This window comes from Leptothrix sp. (in: b-proteobacteria) (genome assembly GCF_965250675.1).
Lineage (GTDB): Bacteria > Pseudomonadota > Gammaproteobacteria > Burkholderiales > Burkholderiaceae_C > Sphaerotilus.
Map to the genome: position 1 here is coordinate 130,571 of NZ_CBDFPH010000012.1, position 17,769 is coordinate 148,339.

Annotated in this window: 16 protein-coding genes and 2 pseudogenes; 12 read left to right on the plus strand and 6 right to left on the minus strand. The window is 70.9% G+C overall.

The genetic code is table 11. The annotated features are described in order from the left end of the window. Positions 1–105 precede the first annotated feature (105 nt). Positions 106–864 (minus strand): sulfite exporter TauE/SafE family protein, encoded by a 759-nt coding sequence (locus AC5IG3_RS18110; RefSeq protein WP_491907695.1) that lies wholly within the window; start codon positions 862–864, stop codon positions 106–108. Positions 865–897: 33 nt separating this feature from the next. Beyond that, positions 898–1,491 (minus strand): malonic semialdehyde reductase, encoded by a 594-nt coding sequence (locus AC5IG3_RS18115; protein ID WP_491907696.1) that lies wholly within the window; start codon positions 1,489–1,491, stop codon positions 898–900. A 58-nt stretch (positions 1,492–1,549) separates the two neighbouring features. On the opposite strand from AC5IG3_RS18115, the gene AC5IG3_RS18120 reads away from it, so the two are divergent. Next, complete coding sequence (locus AC5IG3_RS18120) at positions 1,550–1,981, plus strand: DUF1841 family protein (protein WP_491907697.1); 432 nt, start codon at positions 1,550–1,552, stop codon at positions 1,979–1,981. 64 nt (positions 1,982–2,045) lie between these two features. Continuing rightward, positions 2,046–2,381, plus strand: a complete 336-nt coding sequence (gene fdxA, locus AC5IG3_RS18125) for a ferredoxin FdxA (RefSeq protein ID WP_491907698.1) — start codon at positions 2,046–2,048, stop codon at positions 2,379–2,381. Between the two features lie 12 nt (positions 2,382–2,393). On the opposite strand, the gene AC5IG3_RS18130 is transcribed toward fdxA, so the two are convergent. Continuing rightward, positions 2,394–3,452 (minus strand): PA2778 family cysteine peptidase, encoded by a 1,059-nt coding sequence (locus AC5IG3_RS18130; protein ID WP_491907699.1) that lies wholly within the window; start codon positions 3,450–3,452, stop codon positions 2,394–2,396. Between the two features lie 8 nt (positions 3,453–3,460). Next, positions 3,461–3,889 (minus strand): PA2779 family protein, encoded by a 429-nt coding sequence (locus AC5IG3_RS18135; protein ID WP_491907700.1) that lies wholly within the window; start codon positions 3,887–3,889, stop codon positions 3,461–3,463. Between the two features lie 137 nt (positions 3,890–4,026). Between AC5IG3_RS18135 and AC5IG3_RS18140 the strand changes: the two genes are divergently transcribed. The 10 genes and pseudogenes from AC5IG3_RS18140 (at position 4,027) to AC5IG3_RS18185 (ending at position 15,602) form a co-directional block, all read left to right on the plus strand. Then, a complete protein-coding gene (locus AC5IG3_RS18140) occupies positions 4,027–5,295 on the plus strand; it encodes a multidrug effflux MFS transporter (protein ID WP_491907701.1) in 1,269 nt (422 codons plus the stop codon). Further along, positions 5,288–6,267: pseudogene (miaA, locus tag AC5IG3_RS18145) on the plus strand (tRNA (adenosine(37)-N6)-dimethylallyltransferase MiaA); the annotation flags it as partial. The gene AC5IG3_RS18140 and the pseudogene miaA, both read left to right, overlap by 8 nt. A 118-nt stretch (positions 6,268–6,385) precedes the next feature. After that, a pseudogene (locus tag AC5IG3_RS18150) lies at positions 6,386–7,009 on the plus strand (ATP-binding cassette domain-containing protein); the annotation flags it as partial. A 765-nt stretch (positions 7,010–7,774) separates the two neighbouring features. Further along, complete coding sequence (locus tag AC5IG3_RS18155; protein ID WP_491907702.1) at positions 7,775–9,688, plus strand: FtsX-like permease family protein; 1,914 nt, start codon at positions 7,775–7,777, stop codon at positions 9,686–9,688. A gap of 11 nt (positions 9,689–9,699) precedes the next feature. Then, positions 9,700–10,803: a lipocalin-like domain-containing protein gene (locus tag AC5IG3_RS18160; protein WP_491907703.1), complete on the plus strand. Its 1,104-nt coding sequence runs from the start codon at positions 9,700–9,702 to the stop codon at positions 10,801–10,803. Positions 10,804–10,838: 35 nt separating this feature from the next. Then, positions 10,839–12,668, plus strand: a complete 1,830-nt coding sequence (locus AC5IG3_RS18165; RefSeq protein ID WP_491907704.1) for an ABC transporter transmembrane domain-containing protein — start codon at positions 10,839–10,841, stop codon at positions 12,666–12,668. A gap of 74 nt (positions 12,669–12,742) precedes the next feature. Further along, positions 12,743–13,555 (plus strand): thymidylate synthase, encoded by an 813-nt coding sequence (locus AC5IG3_RS18170; protein ID WP_491907705.1) that lies wholly within the window; start codon positions 12,743–12,745, stop codon positions 13,553–13,555. Between the two features lie 10 nt (positions 13,556–13,565). Continuing rightward, on the plus strand, positions 13,566–14,069 hold the full coding sequence (locus AC5IG3_RS18175; RefSeq protein WP_491907706.1) for a dihydrofolate reductase: 504 nt from the start codon (positions 13,566–13,568) through the stop codon (positions 14,067–14,069). Between the two features lie 13 nt (positions 14,070–14,082). Further along, positions 14,083–14,568, plus strand: coding sequence for a glutathione peroxidase (locus tag AC5IG3_RS18180; RefSeq protein WP_491907707.1), 486 nt, complete (start codon positions 14,083–14,085; stop codon positions 14,566–14,568). After that, positions 14,565–15,602 (plus strand): LacI family DNA-binding transcriptional regulator, encoded by a 1,038-nt coding sequence (locus AC5IG3_RS18185; protein WP_491907708.1) that lies wholly within the window; start codon positions 14,565–14,567, stop codon positions 15,600–15,602. Before AC5IG3_RS18180 ends, AC5IG3_RS18185 begins: the two co-directional genes overlap by 4 nt. Here the strand turns inward: AC5IG3_RS18185 and AC5IG3_RS18190 are convergent, their stop codons facing one another. Continuing rightward, positions 15,603–16,715, minus strand: coding sequence for an ABC transporter ATP-binding protein (locus tag AC5IG3_RS18190; RefSeq protein WP_491907709.1), 1,113 nt, complete (start codon positions 16,713–16,715; stop codon positions 15,603–15,605). Positions 16,716–16,740: 25 nt separating this feature from the next. Then, positions 16,741–17,769: a hypothetical protein gene (locus AC5IG3_RS18195; RefSeq protein WP_491907710.1), complete on the minus strand. Its 1,029-nt coding sequence runs from the start codon at positions 17,767–17,769 to the stop codon at positions 16,741–16,743.

Sequence of the window (17,769 nt, forward strand, 5' to 3'; positions counted from 1 at the left end):
GCGGTCTCCGGCAGGTGGACTGAGGGCGGCGAATCCGCCGGCCGGCGATGCTATCGCGCGCCTTGCAGTGCGGCGCTCATCGTTAGCCCGAAGCCGGCTCGGCTCTCACCCGTGCCAGAACCCATCCGCCAGCAGCTTGAGCCCCGTCAGCAGCATGCCGCCCTGCACCAGCCGGTAGAACCAGCGCGGCGAGACGTGCTTGGTGGCCCAGACGCCCAGCAGCACGCCGCCCGCCGCCACCGGCATCAACACAGCGGAGGTGGCCAGGTTGCGCAAATCGAGCAGGCCGAGCACGCCGTAGGGCAGCCACTTGGCGGCGTTGATGCTGGCGAAGAACACCGCCGACGTGCCGGCGTAGACCAGCGGCGCCATGCGGCGCGGCAGCAGCGCCATCACGATGGGCGGGCCGCCACTGTGGGCCACAAAGCTGGTGTAGCCCGAGGTCAGCGCCAGCGCGCCGCTGGCCAGCGCACCGGGCGGCGGCGCGTCGGCCTTGGCGGGAAACAGCATCTGCCAGCCCAGGAAGGCCAGCGTCACCGCACCCGTGATGCCGCCCACCACATGGCTGGGCAGCAGGCCGAAGCTGAGCCAGCCGATGAAGATGCCCACCAGCCCGGCCGGCAGCAACTGGCGCAGCACGCCCCAGTCGGCGTGGCGGCGCAGCGCGATCAGGCCCATCAGGTCGGACAGCGCCAGCAGCGGCAGCACCAGCGCGGCGGCCTGCGGCACGGTCACGCTCATGGCCAGCATGGGCACGGCCAGCGCGCCGATGCCCGAGGCAAAGCCCGACTTGGAGATGCCCACCAGCAGCGCCGCCGGCAGCGCCAGCGCGTAGAAGTGGGGGTCGGTGATGAGGGCGATCACGGCGCGGCGTTTCAGCGACTTTTCAGCAGCGCGTCAAATGATGCGGCAGGCCTGCTCGAACGACAGGCGCGGCGCGCGCGGGCGCAAGCCGGCCGGGTCGCCGTGGCCGAGGTTGCAGACGATCAGGCTCTTGACCGCCGTGCCGGCCCAGAACTCGGCGTCGACACCGGCAGCGTCAAAGCCACCCATCGGGCCGCAGTCCAGCCCGAGCGAGCGTGCCGCCAGGATGAAATAGCCCGCCTGCAGACTGCCGTTGAGCATCGACATGCCGTCGCGCGCGGCCTCGGCGCCAGCGAGCTTCTCGCGCATGCCGGCCATGTGCGGCGCCAGCAGCGGCAGGTGCTCGTGGAAAGCCACGTCGCGGCCCAGGATCGCGATCACCGGCGCGGCGGCCGTCTTGGCACGGTTGCCCTCGGCCATCAGCGGCAGCAGGCGCGCACGCGCTTCCGGGCTGACGACGAACTGCACCCGCAGCGGGCAGGTGTTCATGGCGGTCGGGCCCCACTTCATGCGGTCGTGCAGCTGGTGCAGGGTTTCGGCAGAGACCGGCTCGTCGGTCCAGGCGTTGTGGGTGCGGGCGTTGTCGAACAACAGGGCAGCGGCTTCGAGCGTCAGGGCAGAGGTCATGGGCAGGGCTTTGCAGGGTTGGGATGCCATCGAACGCGGCACAGCCGACAATTGTCGAATGTTCGCCCCCAGCCAAAACGATGTCCGGACTTTTTTCTGCGAGGTGTGGCGCAAGCAGCGCGCGGCCGAGCCGCTCACGCCGATGGAGACCATCGCCGCCGAGTGGATCGATCGACACGCCGAATACCACGCCGACCTGTCCGATGTGACCGCCGCACTCGCCGCCACCTACCCGCCCGAGGCCGGACGCGAGAATCCTTTCCTGCACCTGTCGATGCACCTCTCGATCAGCGAGCAGGTCAGCATCGACCAGCCGCGCGGCATCCGGCAGGCGGTCGAGCTGCTGGCCAAGCGCCGCAACGACCTGCATCAGGCCCAGCACGAGGTGATGGAAGCGCTCGGCAGCATGATCTGGCAGAGCCAGCGCAGCGGCCAGCCGCCGGACCCGCACGCCTATCTGGACGATGTACGGCGGCGCGCGACGCGCTGAACGCGTCGCAGCGCACCACAACCCCTTTCACACGCCCGCCACATCGGCGCGCGACGATGTCGACATGCCTTTCATCGTCACCGAAGCCTGTATCCAGTGCAAGTACACCGACTGCGTTGAAGTCTGTCCGATGGACTGCTTCGTCGAAGGGCCGAACTTCCTCGCCATCAACCCCGAGACCTGCATCGACTGCTCGGTGTGCGTGGGGGAATGCCCGGTCGGTGCCATCGTCAACGCCAGCGAAGCCAGCGCCGCGCAGCAGCCCTTCATCGCGCTGAATGCCCGCCTGGCGCAGGACCCGCGCTGGCGCTCGATCAGCCGCCGCAAGGCGCCGCTGGCCGACCACGCCCTGTGGCGCGATCAGCCCCACAAGCTGCATCTGTTGCAACAGCCGGGCTGAGGCAAAAACCTTTTATCGGGCGGGCGCCGCGGCTTGCGCGCGGTCCAACTCTTGTGCGGTCTGCTGCACGGCAGCCAGCCACTGCGGCTCGGCCGCTTGGGCGCGCTGCAGCGCTCGCGTCAAGGCGGCGCGCGCAGCCGGCCAGCGGGCGCGGGCGAGTTCAAGCTGCGCCAGATTGTTCCAGGCCACGGCGCTGTCGTGGCGTCGGGCGGCGTCTGACCAGGCCCGCGCCGCCTCGTCGATCTGGCCGTTGGCGTAAAGGCTGTTGCCCAGGCCGATGGCAGCTGTCAGGTTGAGCGGCCAGCGCGCCAGAACGGTGCGCCAGGCGGTCACGGCGGTGGCGGGCGGCGCAACGCGCTCCAGGCCCAGCGCAGCATCAATGGCGCTGGCCTGGGTGCCCGTCAGCGGCAACTCGTCCGGCGGCAGCACCGCCATGGCCCAATGGCCGCCACGCGCCCAGGTGTACTCAAACGTCGACCACGGCAGCACCTGGCGCGCCTCGTTGCCGCTGCGCAGGATCAGTTCATGCCGCTCACGGTCATAGCCCACCACCACCGCGTAATGCCAACGCGCCAACGCCGTGATGCCCAACCGGCGCGCCAGGCTCTCGCCCCAGTTCAGCCCCAGGTTCTGCAACACCACCACCGGGTGACCGGCGGCCAGTTCCAGCAGCAACGCATCGAGCCGGCCGGGCAACTGCACCGCCAGCGCGCCGCTGCGGCGGGCGGCGGCCAGCATCTCGATCTGCAGGCTGCCGCCGCGCTCAGGCAGGTAGACCGCCTGGGTCAACGTCGGCAGGTCTGCTGGCAGGCCCAGCGGCTGCAGCACGGTGGCCAGCGCCTGCGGGCCGCAGTGGCGCGCCTGGGCGGCGTCGGTGAGCGGGAAGAACGGCAGCGCGGTCAGCTCGACCTGCTCGGGCAGGCCGGCCCGTTGCACTGCCGCCGGATCGGCCTCCAGCGCCGCCGTCTGCGGTGGCCGCCAGACGCTGGCGCAGCCGCTCAAACAGCCGCTCAAGGCCAGCGCGCCCGCCATGAGCACGGCGCCGGCCAGCCGCCGGGCCCTCCACGTCATGCGCAGATTCAGCGGATCGAGCGCGTGAACGGGTACACCTTGGTGAAGCCCAGGATGTCGGTCACCAGCAGCACCAGGAAGATGAAGACCACGGTCTCGATGATGCTGGCGCCGGCGGGCGCGCTGTCGATCTGCGCCAGCAGGGCCTGCGCCTGATCGTCGCTGAGGGCGGCGACGCGGTCGCGCGCGTCCTGCGCGTTGACACCGCGCTGGGCCAGCGCCTGCACGACATCGCTGCGGTCCAGCGTCGACAGCAGGCGCGCTTGAGGGCTGTCGGCGACCACGGCCGGTGCCAGCGACTGGGCCACGGCCGGGGTGCCGATCATGCCGGCGTGGGCCACCGGCAGCAGCGTGACGCTGGTCAGGCAGGCGGCCAGGGCCAGTGCAGTGGCACGCTGGGCGCGGCGGGCGTGGCGGACGAGGCGGGATGCAGTCATGTGAAAAGCTCCATTCAGGGTGGGATGAAATCGATTCATCGGGCCACGCCAGCCTAGCAGACGTGAAACCGATCACGCATCAAGCCCCGAGCAACAGGGGGCAGCGGGGCGCAAATCTCACCTGCTACGCTCTCCGGATGCCTGATTCCACGCCTGAAAACAACGTGCCAAGCGCCCCTGCCAACGCCTCCGCCAACGCCCGTGCCAGCACCCTCGTCATCGCCCTGGCGCTGGCGCTGCTGCTGGGCATCCAGCCGCTGACCACCGATCTTTATCTGCCCGCCTTCCCCGCCCTGACGCGTGACCTGGCCGCGCCGATGGCCACGGCGCAGCTGACCCTGTCGGCGCTGATCCTGGCCTTCGGCCTGGGCCAGCTGATCTGGGGCCCGGTCGCCGACCGCTGGGGCCGCCGGCCGGTGCTGCTGCTGGGACTGGCGGGCTATGTGGCCGCCAGCGTCGCCTCGGCGCTGGCCAGCAGCATCGAGGTGCTGGTGCTGACCCGCATCTCGCAAGGCCTGACCATGGCCGCCGCCGTGGTGGTCGCCCGCGCCATGGTGCGCGACCTGTTCCAGCCCAGCGAGGGCATGCGGGTGATGTCGCTGGGCATGTCCGGCCTGGGGCTGATCGCCATGGCCAGCCCGCTGCTGGGCGGCGGGCTGGTATCCCACGGCGGCTGGCGGGCGCCGTTCTGGTGCGTGGCGCTGGTGGGCGCGGCCGTGTGGCTGTTCGTATGGCGCGCCTTGCCGGAGTCGCTGCCGCGCGCCAACCCGCTCGCGCTGCGTCCGGCGCTGATGGTAGCCACCTGGCGCCGCATCATCGTCAACCCGACCTTCCTGGCCTGGGCGGGCTTGAGCACCTGCACCTACGGCGGGCTGTTCGTGTTTCTGGCCGGCTCGTCCTTTGTCTACATGGACGTGCTGGGCCTGAGCGCCGGCCAGTACGGCCTGGCGCTGTGCAGCAGTTCGGTGTCCTACCTGCTGGGCACCGTCTGGTGCCGGCGCTGGCTGCTGCGCCACGGCAGCGCCGGTGCGGTCAAGCGCGCGGCGGCGTTCACCCTGGTGGGTGGGCTGAGCATGGCGGCGCTGGCGCTGGCGGGCGTGCAGACGGTCTGGGCGATCCTGCTGCCGCAGCTGGCCTACACCTTCGGCCACGGCATCCACCAGAGCTGCGGCCAGGCGGGCGCCGTCGGCCCGTTTCCGCAGGAGGCGGGCGCGGCGTCGGCGCTGTCGGGCTTCCTGCTGGCATTGACGGCCTTCGGCGTCGGCCGCTGGCTGGGCGTGGCGCTGGACGGCACCACCCTGCCGCTGGCGCTGGGCATTGCGACCGGCGCCATCGCCACCACCACGGTCGCGTGGACGCTGGTGCAGCGCCACGGCCAGCCCGCTGCGGGAGCACGCCATGGCTGATGTCAACCTCACCGCCCTGCCCCGCCACATCGTCATCGCCGGCCCGACCGCCAGCGGCAAGACCGCCGCCGCGCTGGCCGTGGCGCAGCATTTCAAGGCCCAAGGCAGCACAGCCGTGGAGATCATCAGCGTCGACTCGGCGCTGGTCTATCGCGGCATGGACATCGGCACCGCCAAGCCCAGCGCGGCTGAATTGGCGCAGGCGCCGCACCACCTGATCGACCTGATCGAGCCGACGCAGAGCTACTCCGCCGCCGAGTTCGTCGCCGACGCGCAGCGCCTGATGGCCGAAATCACCGCGCGTGGCGCACTGCCGCTGCTGGTGGGCGGCACGATGCTGTACTTCAAGGCGCTGTTCGAGGGCCTTGATGAGCTGCCGCCCGCCGACCCCGCCGTGCGCGCCGCCCTTGACGAGCGCGCCCGCCAGCACGGCTGGCCGGCGCTGCACGCCGAGCTGGCGCAGGTCGACCCCGTCACGGCGGCCCGCCTGCCGCCGGGGGACTCGCCAGCGCATCCAGCGTGCGCTCGAGGTCTGGCGGGTCAGCGGCCGGCCGCTTGTCGAGCTGGCAGGCCGGCGGCCGGGGCGCGCGACGCGGACGCCGCAGGCTGTGCCGAACCGGCTGATCCTGTCGCTGGAGCCGGTGCAATCGCGTGCCACGCTGCACGAGCGCATCGCGCAACGCCTGCAGGCAGATGCTGCGCGGCCGGGCTTCCTCGACGAGGTGCAGCGCCCTGCGCGCGCGCGGCGATCTCGACATCCCGGCCTGCCGTCGATGCGCTGCGTCGGCTACCGCCAGGCCTGGGCGGCTGCTCGACGACGGCAGCTGCCTGCGGCGCTGGCCGCCTGGCCCGCCCAGCGCGGCATGGCCGCCACCCGCCAGCTCGCCAAGCGGCAGACTCACCTGGCTGCGCGGCCATGCCCGCAGCGCCAGGTGCATCGCCTGCGACGGCGAAAAGCCGGACGCCAGCGCGCCGCAGTCAAGTGCAGGCATGGTGCGCGCCATGACGCACCTGACGCCACGCCCCGCGCACTCGCTCCGCTGCTTGAAGTACACCGGCCTTGCCAAGCGCCTATGCGCAGGCCACCGCCGTGTTCGCCAACGCCTCGACCTTCACGCTGCAGCCCGGCGAGATCGTCGCGCATCCTCGGCGAGTCCGGCGTGGGCAAGTCGACGCCTGCTGAACTGCATCGCCGGGCTCGACACGGTGCGAGGCCGGCCGCATGCGCTGATGCGAGGGCCGCGACATCGCCGTCGCTGGCCGAGCCCGAAGCAGGCCGCGCTTGCGCCGCAACCACGCTCGGCTTTGTCTTCCAGGCCTTCCACGTGCTGCCGCACCTGGAGCGTGGCGCGACAACGTGGCCCTGCCGCTGCTGCTGCAGGGCAGGCCGCGATGCGGCAGGCGCTGGCCGAGCGCGTCCGCTGGATGCTGCAGCGCAGGTCGGCCTGGATGGACCTGGGCAGCCCGCATGCCACGCGTGACCCTGTCCGGCGGGCAGCTGCAGCGGGTGGCGATCGCCCGCGCGCTGGTGCACGGTCCGCGCGCTGGTGCTGGCCGACGAGCCCACCGGCAACCTCGACGCCGGACACCGCCGAGCGGGTTCTGGACCTGCTGTGCGCAGCAAGGTGCGCTCGCAAGGCGCGGCCTGCCTGCTCGTGACGCACTCGCCACGCGGCGGCGCGAGCGGGCCGACCGGGTGCTGCGGCTGACCGCCACACGGCCTCGAGACCGCCTGACGGGCCACGGCCCCGGGCGGCCCCGCACGGGGTCATCGCCCCCGCCGCGGCAATCGCACCCGATGTGGGCCTTGCTGTCGTCCCTTTCCTGGCCCGAGCTGGCGCCACCATCCGCTGGCGGCATGGCGATCGCGCGGCCTGGCGATCGCGCTCGGCGTGGCGCTGGCGCTTCTCCGTCCACCTGATCAATGCCTCGGCGCTGTCGGAGTTCAGCGCCAGGCGGTGCGCTCGATCAACGGCCAGCCCGACCTCGAGCTGCGCGCGCCCAGCGCGCACAAGCTTCGACGAGGCGCTCTATGCCCGCGCATGGCCGCGCCACCCGCTGGTGGCACGCTGGCCAGCCCGGTGATCGAGCTCGAGACGCTATGCGCTGGACGCCCAAGGGCAGAAGCGGGTCAGCGCTGCAAAGTGCTGGGGCTCGATACGCTTCAGATCGCCGGGGCGATCGTCGCCGGCGCTGGTGCCCCGGCCTGGACGAGCCGATGCGGACCGGTTCGCCATGATCGCATGCTCGACCCGCAGGCGCTCTTCCTCAACCCGGCTGCCCGCGCGCTGCCTGGGCGAGCTGCGCAAAACGCTGCAGCGTGCAGAGCCGGCACCGCAGCTGATGGACGCTGGACGTTGCGCGGCCAGCGTCAATGCCGAGGGGCCGCCGCTGGCGGTGATCGACATCGCCGGCGCGCGAGCAGCACTTTCGGCTGGCTCGGCCGGCTTGAGCCGGCTCGACCTGCGGCTGGTGCCGGGTGCGGACCGCACGCACGCTGCTGCGCAGCCCTCGAGCTGCCGATCAAGCCGGCGCGCCGCTGCGCTCGGCCGCGCCGGACGAGGCGACTGCGGTGCGCGTGTCCAACCTGTCGCGCGCCTACCGCGTCAACCTCAGCGTGCTGGCGCTGGTGGCGCTGTTCGTCGGCGGCTTTCTGGTGTTTTCGGTCCAGGCGCTGGCAGTGGCCAAGCGCGTGCCGCAACTGGCGCTGCTGGGCGTGATCGGCATGAGCGCGCGGGAGCGGCTGCAGCTGGTGCTGGCCGAATCGGCCGCGATTGGCGTGATCGGCGCGGCGCTGGGTGTGGCGCTGGGCACCGCGCTGGCCGCGCTGGCGCTGCGGGTGCTGGGTGGCGATCTGGGCAGCGGCATGCTGGGCGGCGCAGCGCCGGCGCTGCAGTGGTCCACGCCGGCGGCGCTGGTCTGCGCCGCGCTGGGCATGGTGGCGGCGCTGGCTGGCGGCTGGCAGCCGGCGCGGCTGGCGCAGCGGCTGTCGCCTGCCGCCAGCCTGAAGGGCCTGGGTGGTGAATCGGCCGGCCCGGCGCGGCCGTGGTTCGGGCCGCTGCTGCTGGTCTTGAGTGGCGCACTGGCGTTGGCGCCGCCGCTGGGCGATCTGCCGCTGGCGGCGTATGCGTCGGTGGCCTTGCTGCTGCTGGGCGGCATCAGCTGCGTGCCGGCGCTGATCGGCGCCCTGCTCGGGCTGGGGCATGACAAGCACGCCGACCAACCCCAGGCACGCCACCCGATCTGGCTGCTGGCGATCGAGCGCGCCCGCGACCAGCGCCAGGCCGCCACGGTGGCCGTGGCCGGCGTGGTGGCAAGCCTGGCGCTGTCGGTGGCACTGACGGTGATGGTGGCGAGCTTTCGCGACTCGGTGCGCGTCTGGCTCGACCAGGTGCTGCCGGCGGACCTGTACGCACGCAGCGCCAACTCCAGCGCGCAGGCGGACGCGGTCTATCTGGAGCCGGGCTTTCTGCAGGCCACCGCTGCGCTGCCGGGCGTGGCGCGGGTACAGGGCCTGCGCATCGTCAGCCTGACGCTGGCCAGCAACACCGCACCGCTGGTGCTGCTGGCGCGCCCGCTGGCTGACCCGGCCAAGGACTTGCCGCTGCTGGGCGGCCTGCTCGACCAGGCCACCGCACCCGCCGACCGCGCGCTGCCGGCGGTCTACGGCAGCGAGGGCTTCATGGCGCTGCACGGCGCGCGGCTCGGCCAGCGCATCGAGCTGCCCTTGCCCGACGGTCGGCGCGTGTCGGTCTGGCTGCGCGGCGTCTGGCGCGACTACGCCCGCCAGCAAGGCGCGCTGGCGATATCGGACACCGACTGGCAGCGCCTGAGCGGCGACCAACGCCTCAACGACCTCGGCCTGTGGCTGCAGCCCGGCGCCGACGTGGCCGCCGTGCAGACCGGCCTGCGCCAATTGGCCCCGGCGCTGGAACTGGCCACGCCGGGACAGATCCGCGCCAGTTCGCTGGCGATCTTCGACCGCAGCTTTGCCGTCACCTACTGGCTGCAGGCGGTGGCGATCGGCATCGGACTGTTCGGCATCGCCGCCAGCTTTTCGGCCCAGGTGCTCTCGCGCCGGCGCGAGCTGGGCGCCCTGCGCCACCTGGGCATGAGCCGGCGCCAGGTGCTGCTGCTGGTGGGCGCCGAGGGCGCGGTGTGGACCGCCGCCGGCACCCTCATCGGCCTGCTGCTGGGCGTGCTGATCAGCGCGGTGCTGGTGTTCGTGGTCAACCCGCAGAGCTTCCACTGGACCATGGACCTGAGCCTGCCGTGGGCCAAGCTCGCCGCACTCGGCGGCGCGGTGCTGGTGGCAGGCACCTTGACGGCGGTACTGGCCGGGCGGGCGGCCGCCGGGCGTGATCTGGCGCTGGCGGTGAAGGAGGATTGGTGATGTCGGCCCCCATGAAACGCCGTGATTGGCTGGCTCAGGCTGGCTCGATCGCCCTTGCCGGCCTGACGCCCTGGTCAACCCAGGCCGCCGGGCTGATCGCCCCACGCACGCTGCAATTCCCCACCGACTTCGGCGCGCACCCCGAGACGCGCACCGAATGGTGGTACGTCACCGGCTGGTTGAGCGAGGACGGCGCGTCACAAAACGTACCGCAGTACGGCTTCCAGATCACCTTCTTCCGCTCGCGCACCGGGGTTGCGGCCGACCACCCAAGCGCCTTCGCCGCCAGGCAACTGGTGATGGCGCACGCCGCCTTGACCGACTTGCGCGCCGGCAAGCAACGGCATGACCAGCGCATCGCCCGTGCTGGCTTCGGCCTGACGGAAGCCACCACCGGCGACACCGCCGTGCGGCTGGCAGACTGGCGCTTGAACCGCACGGGCGCATCAAGCTCATCGGCCTATTCAGCCACGCTGCAGAGCACGGCGGCAGCCTTCGGCCTCGACCTGCAATTCACCCCCACCCAGCCGCTGCTGCTGCAGGGCCAGGCCGGCTACTCGCGCAAGGGGCCGGCGCCTGAGCAGGCCAGCCACTACTACAGCCAGCCGCAACTCGCCACGCGCGGGCAGTTGCAGATCGACGGCCGCCGCGTCGCCGTCACGGGCCGCGCCTGGCTCGACCATGAGTGGAGCGAAAGCGTGCTCGCGCCCGACGCAGTCGGCTGGGACTGGCTGGGCATCAACCTGCTCGACGGCAGCACGCTGACCGCCTTCCGCCTGCGCCGCGCCGACGGAACGGCGCTGTGGGCCGGCGGCTCCTGGCGCCGTGCGGACGGCACCGCGCAGAGCTTCGCGCCCGGCGAGGTCCAGTTCACGCCCGGCCGGCTCTGGACCAGCCCCGCCACCGGCGCGCGCTACCCGGTCGAGTGGGCCGTGACCACGCCCGCCGGCCGCCACACGCTGCGCGCACTGCTCGACGCCCAGGAACTCGACAGCCGCGCCAGCACCGGCACGGTCTACTGGGAAGGCCTGAGCGAGCTGCTCGACGAGCGCGGCGCACGCCTCGGCCTGGGTTACCTGGAGATGACGGGCTACGCCGCAAGGCTGAAGCTGTAGCGCCGCCTGCGGCCGGGTCTCTACACTGCGCGCCCATGAGTCAAACAACCAGTCCGACCCCGTCCAAGAACAGCAAGGACGCCGGCCGCGCCCGCGCCAAGAGCCCCAAGTCGCTGAGCGGCCTGACGCCGTTTCTGCGCCCCTACCGGGGCCGCATCGCGCTGGCTGGCCTGTTTCTGGTGCTGGCCGCCGCCACCACGCTGGTGTTTCCGCTGGCGCTGCGCACGCTGATCGACCAGGGCCTGATGCCGGCCGATCCCGGCGAGCGCGTCATGGCGCTGCGCGAGCACTTCCTGGCGCTGTTTGCCGTGGGCGCGGCGCTGGGCGTGCTGTCGGCAGCGCGCTTCTACATGGTCAGCTGGCTGGGCGAACGCGTCACGGCCGACCTGCGCAACGCCGTCTACAGCCACGTGCTGCGCCAGAGCCCGGCCTTCTTCGAGACCACCCAGACCGGCGAGGTGCTCAGCCGCCTGACCACCGACACCACGCTGGTGCAGACCGTCGTCGGCTCCAGCCTGAGCCTGGGGCTGCGCAACAGCGTGATGGGCCTGGGCGCCATCGGCATGCTGATCGCCACCAACCCCTACGTGATGACGCAGGTCATGGGCATCCTGGTGCTGGTGGTGCTGCCGAGCCTGTACTTCGGCCGCCGCGTGCGCAAGTTGAGCCGCGCCAGCCAGGACCGCGTGGCCGACTCCAGCGCGATTGCCGCCGAGGTGCTCAACGCCATTCCGGTGGTGCAGAGCTACACCCAGGAAGGGCGTGAGGCGCAGCGCTTCACCACCTCGACCGAAGACGCGTTCGAGACCGCACGCCGCCGCACCCGCGTGCGGGCGTTTCTGGTCGCGTTCATCATCAGTGCCACCTTCGGCGCGCTGCTGTGGGGCCTGTACCAGGGCACGCAGGCGGTGATCCGTGGCGAGGTCAGCGCCGGGCATCTGGGCCAGACCGTGGTTTACGTGGTGATCCTGGTCAGCAGCGTCGCGGTGCTGTCGGAGGTCTACGGCGACCTGCTGCGCGCCGCTGGCGCGACCGAGCGCCTGATGGAGCTGCTCGCCAGCCGCTCGCCGGTGGCCGAGCCCCCCCAGCCGCAGCCGCTGCCGGCCACGCGCGGCGGCTCGGCACTGCAGATCGAGGGCGTCACCTTCAACTACCCGTCGCGCCCGCTGCAGGCGGCGCTGCAGGACTTCAGCCTGACGGTGCGGCCGGGCGAGACCGTCGCGCTGGTCGGCCCGAGCGGCGCGGGCAAATCCACCGTCTTCCAGTTGCTGCTGCGCTACTACGACGCGCAGACCGGCCAGCTGCGGCTCGATGGCGTCGACATCGCCCAGACCTCGCTGGCCGACCTGCGCGGCCGCATCGGCATCGTGCCGCAGGAGAGCACGCTGTTCTCGGCCAACGCGCTCGACAACATCCGCTATGGCCGGCCCGATGCGTCTGACGCCGACGTGATCGCCGCTGCACAAGCGGCCCACGCGCACGACTTCATCACCGCGCTGCCCGAGGGCTACCAGACCTTCCTGGGCGAGCGCGGCGTGCGCCTCTCAGGCGGCCAGCGCCAGCGCATCAGCATCGCGCGCGCCATGCTCAAGAACCCGCCGCTGCTGCTGCTCGACGAGGCCACCAGCGCGCTCGACGCCGAAAGCGAGCGCGCCGTGCAAGCCGCGCTCGAGGCCGCCATGCGCGACCGCACCACCCTGGTCATCGCGCACCGGCTGGCGACGGTGCAACGCGCCGACCGCATCGTGGTGATGGAGGGCGGGCGTATCGTCGACATCGGCACCCACGCCGAACTGGTCGCCCGCGACGGCCTGTACGCGCGGCTCGCCGCGATGCAGTTCAATACCGAACCAGCGCAAGGGTGATGTTGGGTACTCGACAGGAATTACTGGCTTTACCGTATAGGAAAGATAATGTTCAGTTTTTCTAGGTGGCCGCAATGTTGTACCGTACCGCCCATAGTCAGTATGAAGATCTGATGCGCTTGGTGCGCGACCACGGCACGCCCAAATCCGACCGCACCGGCACCGGCACGAAAAGCGTGTTCGGCCACCAGATGCGCTTTGACCTGAACGAGGGCTTCCCGCTCGTCACGACCAAGAAGGTACACCTGCGCTCCATCATCCTGGAACTGCTGTGGTTCCTGCGCGGCGAGCGCAACGTGCAGTGGCTGCAGGACCGCGGCTGCACCATCTGGGACGAATGGGCGCGCGACGACGGCGACCTCGGCCCCGTCTACGGCGTGCAGTGGCGCAGCTGGCCCACCGCCAGCGGCGGCCACATCGACCAGATCGCCCAGGTGATCGAGCAGATCAAGAGCAACCCCGATTCGCGCCGCATCATCGTCAGCGCCTGGAACGTGGCCGAGCTCGACCAGATGGCGCTGATGCCCTGCCACGCGCTGTTCCAGTTCTACGTCGCCGACGGCAAGCTGAGTTGCCAGCTGTATCAGCGCAGCGCGGACATCTTCCTGGGCGTGCCGTTCAACATCGCGTCCTACGCGCTGCTCACGCACATGGTGGCGCAGCAGTGCGATCTGGCGGTGGGCGACTTCATCTGGACCGGCGGCGACTGCCACCTCTACAGCAACCACGCCCAGCAGGTCGAGACGCAACTGGCGCGCACGCCCTACGCCTACCCGACGCTGCAGATCAAGCGCCGGCCGGCGTCGATCTTCGACTACGAGCTGGACGACTTCGACGTGACCGACTACCAGCACCACCCGGCCATCAAGGCGCCGGTGGCGGTCTGAGGCGCGCCGCATGAAGCTCGCACTCATCGCCGCCGTGGCGCGCAACGGCGTCATCGGCCACGACAACCAGCTGCTGTGGCACCTGCCGGAAGACCTGGCGCACTTCAAGCGCAGCACGCTGGGCGCGCCGGTCCTCATGGGCCGCAAGACCTGGGATTCGCTGCCGGCGCGCTTTCGCCCCCTGCCCGGCCGCCGCAACATCGTGCTGACGCGCCAGACCGACTGGCAGGCCGACGGCGCCGAGGTGGCGCATGACATGAGCCAGGCGCTGGCGCAGCTAAAAAACGAGGCGCGTGTCTTCGTCATCGGCGGCGCTGAAATCTACGCCGCCGCGCTGCCGCAGGCCGACGAGCTGTGGCTGACCGAGATCGAGCGCGACTTTGCCGGCGACACGCACTTTCCGGCCTGGGAGCGCGCGCAATTCATCGAACTGTCACGTCAGCGCCTGCACAGTGCGGCACCGAACGATTTCGGTTTCTCTTTCGTCACCTACCAGCGCGCGTCCGGCTCCTGAGCGTCTTCCCTCCATGCACAACATCGCGCAGATCGAACTCACCACCATCGACGGCCAGCGCCGCCCGCTGGGCGACTTTCTGGGCCGGGCGACGCTGGTCGTCAACGTCGCCAGCCAGTGCGGTTTCACGCCGCAGTACGCCGGGCTGGAGGCGCTCTACCGCCAGCACCGCGATGCCGGCCTGGCGGTGCTGGGCTTCCCGTGCAACCAGTTCGGCCACCAGGAGCCGGGCGATGAGAGCGAGATCCAGCGCTTCTGCGCGCTGCAGTACGGCGTGAGCTTTCCGCTGTTCGCCAAGCTGGACGTCAATGGCGCCAACGCCCACCCGCTTTACCGCCACATCAAGGCGGCAGCACCCGGCGTGCTGGGCACCTGCAGCGTGAAGTGGAACTTCACCAAGTTCCTGCTCAATGCCCAGGGCGGCGTGGTGGCGCGCTTCGCGCCGCAGACCAAGCCCGGGAAGCTGGAGCGCGAGGTGCTGGAGTTGCTGCGCGGATGAAGCCCCGCGTCACCATGCTCGATGTGGCGCAGGCCGCGCGGGTGTCGCAGACCACCGTGTCGTTCGTGCTCAATGACCGGGCCGACGCCAGCATCCCCAAGGACACGCGCGAGCGCGTCTGGACCGCCGTGCACCAGCTCGGCTACCGGCCCAACGCCATGGCGCGCGCGCTGCGCCAGGGCACGTCGAGCCTGCTGGGCTTCGTGTCCGACGAGATCGCCACCACGCCGTTTGCCGGCCTGATCGTGCGCGGCGCACAGGACGTGGCCTGGCAGCACCGGCGCATCCTGACGCTGATCAACACCGACCACCAGAGCGAGCTGGAGCAGGAAGCGCTCGGCGCGCTGCTGCAGCACCAGGTCGACGCCATCATCCTGGCCGCGATGGCGCACAAGGAAATCATCGTGCCGCCGCTGCTGGAGGGTTTTCCGGTCGTGCTGGTCAACGCCTACAGCGCTGATGCGCGCATCAGCGCCGTGGTGCCCGACGAGGTCCAGGGCGGCTTCGACGCCACCGCGCACCTGCTGGCGCACGGACACCGGCGCATCGGCGTGATCGACAACCTCGACGACTCGGTGGCCGCGCCGCTGCGCCTCCAGGGCCATCAGCAGGCGCTGAAGGATGCGGGGCTGGTCGCCGACCCGCGCCTGATCGTGCGCGTGAGCGGCTGGCAGGAAGCGGGCTTTGACGGCGCCATGCAATTGCTGCAAGGGCTGCACGGACTGGATGCCGCCGAGCGGCCCACGGCGCTGTTCTGCCTCAACGACCGCGCCGCGATGGGCGCCTACGCCGCCGTGCAATCGCTCGGCCTGCGCGTGCCGGAGGACGTATCGATCGTCGGCTTCGACAACCAGGACGTGATCGCCGCCCACCTGCGCCCCACCCTCACCACCATGCAGCTGCCGCACTACGAGATGGGCCAGTGGGGGGCGCAGGCGCTGTTGAGCGGCGCACCGTTGCCGGGCGGGCGCACGCTGCTGCGCTGCCCGCTGGTGGCGCGCCACTCGGTGGCGCCCCCGCTGAAACCTGCCTGATCAGACCGCGCCGATGCGCTGGCCCTGCGCGTCGAACAGATGCAGCGCGCCGGCCTTCGGGTGCAGGTTGACCTGGGAGCCGACCGACCAGGGCTGGCCGTCCTCGGCGCTCAGCTTCAGGCTCACGGGCTGATCCACGCCGGCCACGCTCGCGTAGATCAGCACGGTGTCGCCCAGGTGCTCGACCACGTCGATGCGGGCCGGCCAGCCGGGCTCGGCCGAGGGGCCGGCCGACACCGTCATCGACTCGGGCCGGATGCCGACCTGAGCCACCTCGGCCAGCCGCGAATGCACGCCTTCGGTGAGGCCCGCCGCCGGCAGCACGAAGCCGGCGCTCGGGCCGCCGATGCGCACGCCACCCTCCACCGCCTGCGCGGTGCCGGGCAGCACGTTCATCTTCGGGCTGCCCAGGAACTGGGCCACGAACACGTTGGCCGGATGCTGGTACAGCTCCAGCGGCGAGCCGACCTGCTCGATGCGGCCGGCGTTGAACACCGCGATGCGGTCGCCCATCGTCATGGCCTCGACCTGGTCGTGCGTCACGTAGATCATGGTGCTGCCCAGCTCGCGGTGCAGCTTGGTGAGTTCCACCCGCATCTGCACGCGCAGGCCGGCGTCGAGGTTCGAGAGCGGCTCGTCGAACAGAAACACCTCGGGCTTGCGCACGATGGCGCGGCCGATCGCCACGCGCTGGCGCTGGCCGCCCGACAAGGCTTTGGGCGTGCGGTCCAGCAGGTGGGTGATCTGCAAGACCTTGGCGGCGTGCTCGACCTGCTCGCGCGCCTGGGCCTTGGGCACCTTGGCCATCTTGAGGCTGAAGCCCATGTTCTCGGCCACGGTCATGTGCGGGTAGAGCGCGTAGCTCTGGAACACCATCGCCACGCCGCGCATCGGCGCCGGCAGGTCGTTGGCGACCTTGTCACCGATGCGCAATTCGCCGGCCGTGATGCCTTCCAGGCCCGCGATCATGCGCATCATGGTGCTCTTGCCGCAGCCCGACGGGCCGACGAAGACCATGAACTCACCGTCGCGCACCTCCAGATCCACGCCCTTGATCACTTCGAGGGACGAGTCATAGCTCTTGCGGATACCCCGCATCGTCACGCTGGCCATAGTGGCGCTCCTGTCTTTGAATTGGTTACTCGGCCAGGCGCAGCAGCCCGGTCGCGGGGTCGCGCAGCACCGGCGCGGGGTCGCAGAGTTCACCGATGAACTCGCCTTGGCGCTCGCCCGTGCCCCAGTACTTGAAGCCGATCAGCGCCAGTCCGGCGCCGCTGTCGTTGCCGGTCTTGAGCACCTTGGCGGCATAGCGCTCGCAGGGCATCGCACCGTCGAGGAACGGCCCTTCCGGCAGCTGCCACGGCCCGAGCGGGTGCTCGGCCATCAGGTAATGCGTACCCCACACCGGCGTGCCGTGGCCGGCTGCGGCGTAGGCCTGCACCACCTTGTGCGACCAATGCTCGCCGGCGTTGCAGAACACCATGTACCAGCGGCCGTCGATCTCGAACACCTGCGGCACTTCCAGCTGACCGTAGTCGCCTCCCGCGTAGACCGGCGGCTGCAGCGTCCAGTGGTAGAGATCGTCCGAGCGCGCCAGGCCGATGGCGCCGCGCGTGTTGAGTTCGTCGCCATGCGGCACGCGGGCGGTGAAGTACATCAGCCAGCCGGGACCGTGCGGGTCTTTCATGACCCACGGGTCGCGCATGGCGCGGCCGTCCCACGGGCCACCGTCGGGCAAGGCGTATTCCTCGTAGAGGGCGCTGACGGCGTCGTCGGCCTTGAGGTCGACGATCAAACCGTCGCCCACGCGCTGCCAGTGGTGGCCATCGGTGCTGATGGCGTGGCCGAGGCGCTGGCGACGGCCGTTCTCGGCCGCGCAGGTGCCGGTGTAGAACAGGTGCCAGTCGCCGTGGGCCTCAGGCCGCACGACCGAGCCGGTCCAGACCGTCTTGTCGTCCCACGACGGCGTCGCCGACGGCGTGAAGCAGGTGCCGTGGTGGGTCCAGTTCGTCAGGTCGGTGCTGGTGGCGTGGCCGTAGCTGACGTTCCAGTGGCGCAGGCCTTCATCCTTGAGGGCTTTGTCGGCCTGGAGGAACCAGCAATGCCACTGGTCGCCGTCCTTCAAGGTCCAGAAGTCCCAGATCCATTGGTCTTTGAGTGCAAGCAT

Coding starts and splice junctions, on each gene's coding strand:
- AC5IG3_RS18115 (WP_491907696.1), bottom strand. CDS start 1,491: ATGACCTCTGCCCTGACGCTCGAAGCCGCTGCCCTGTTGTTCGACAAC.
- AC5IG3_RS18120 (WP_491907697.1), top strand. CDS start 1,550: ATGTTCGCCCCCAGCCAAAACGATGTCCGGACTTTTTTCTGCGAGGTG.
- AC5IG3_RS18135 (WP_491907700.1), bottom strand. CDS start 3,889: ATGACTGCATCCCGCCTCGTCCGCCACGCCCGCCGCGCCCAGCGTGCC.
- fdxA (WP_491907698.1), top strand. CDS start 2,046: ATGCCTTTCATCGTCACCGAAGCCTGTATCCAGTGCAAGTACACCGAC.
- AC5IG3_RS18165 (WP_491907704.1), top strand. CDS start 10,839: ATGAGTCAAACAACCAGTCCGACCCCGTCCAAGAACAGCAAGGACGCC.
- AC5IG3_RS18140 (WP_491907701.1), top strand. CDS start 4,027: ATGCCTGATTCCACGCCTGAAAACAACGTGCCAAGCGCCCCTGCCAAC.
- AC5IG3_RS18190 (WP_491907709.1), bottom strand. CDS start 16,715: ATGGCCAGCGTGACGATGCGGGGTATCCGCAAGAGCTATGACTCGTCC.
- AC5IG3_RS18185 (WP_491907708.1), top strand. CDS start 14,565: ATGAAGCCCCGCGTCACCATGCTCGATGTGGCGCAGGCCGCGCGGGTG.
- AC5IG3_RS18170 (WP_491907705.1), top strand. CDS start 12,743: ATGTTGTACCGTACCGCCCATAGTCAGTATGAAGATCTGATGCGCTTG.
- AC5IG3_RS18175 (WP_491907706.1), top strand. CDS start 13,566: ATGAAGCTCGCACTCATCGCCGCCGTGGCGCGCAACGGCGTCATCGGC.
- AC5IG3_RS18195 (WP_491907710.1), bottom strand. CDS start 17,769: ATGCTTGCACTCAAAGACCAATGGATCTGGGACTTCTGGACCTTGAAG.
- AC5IG3_RS18180 (WP_491907707.1), top strand. CDS start 14,083: ATGCACAACATCGCGCAGATCGAACTCACCACCATCGACGGCCAGCGC.
- AC5IG3_RS18130 (WP_491907699.1), bottom strand. CDS start 3,452: ATGACGTGGAGGGCCCGGCGGCTGGCCGGCGCCGTGCTCATGGCGGGC.
- AC5IG3_RS18160 (WP_491907703.1), top strand. CDS start 9,700: ATGAAACGCCGTGATTGGCTGGCTCAGGCTGGCTCGATCGCCCTTGCC.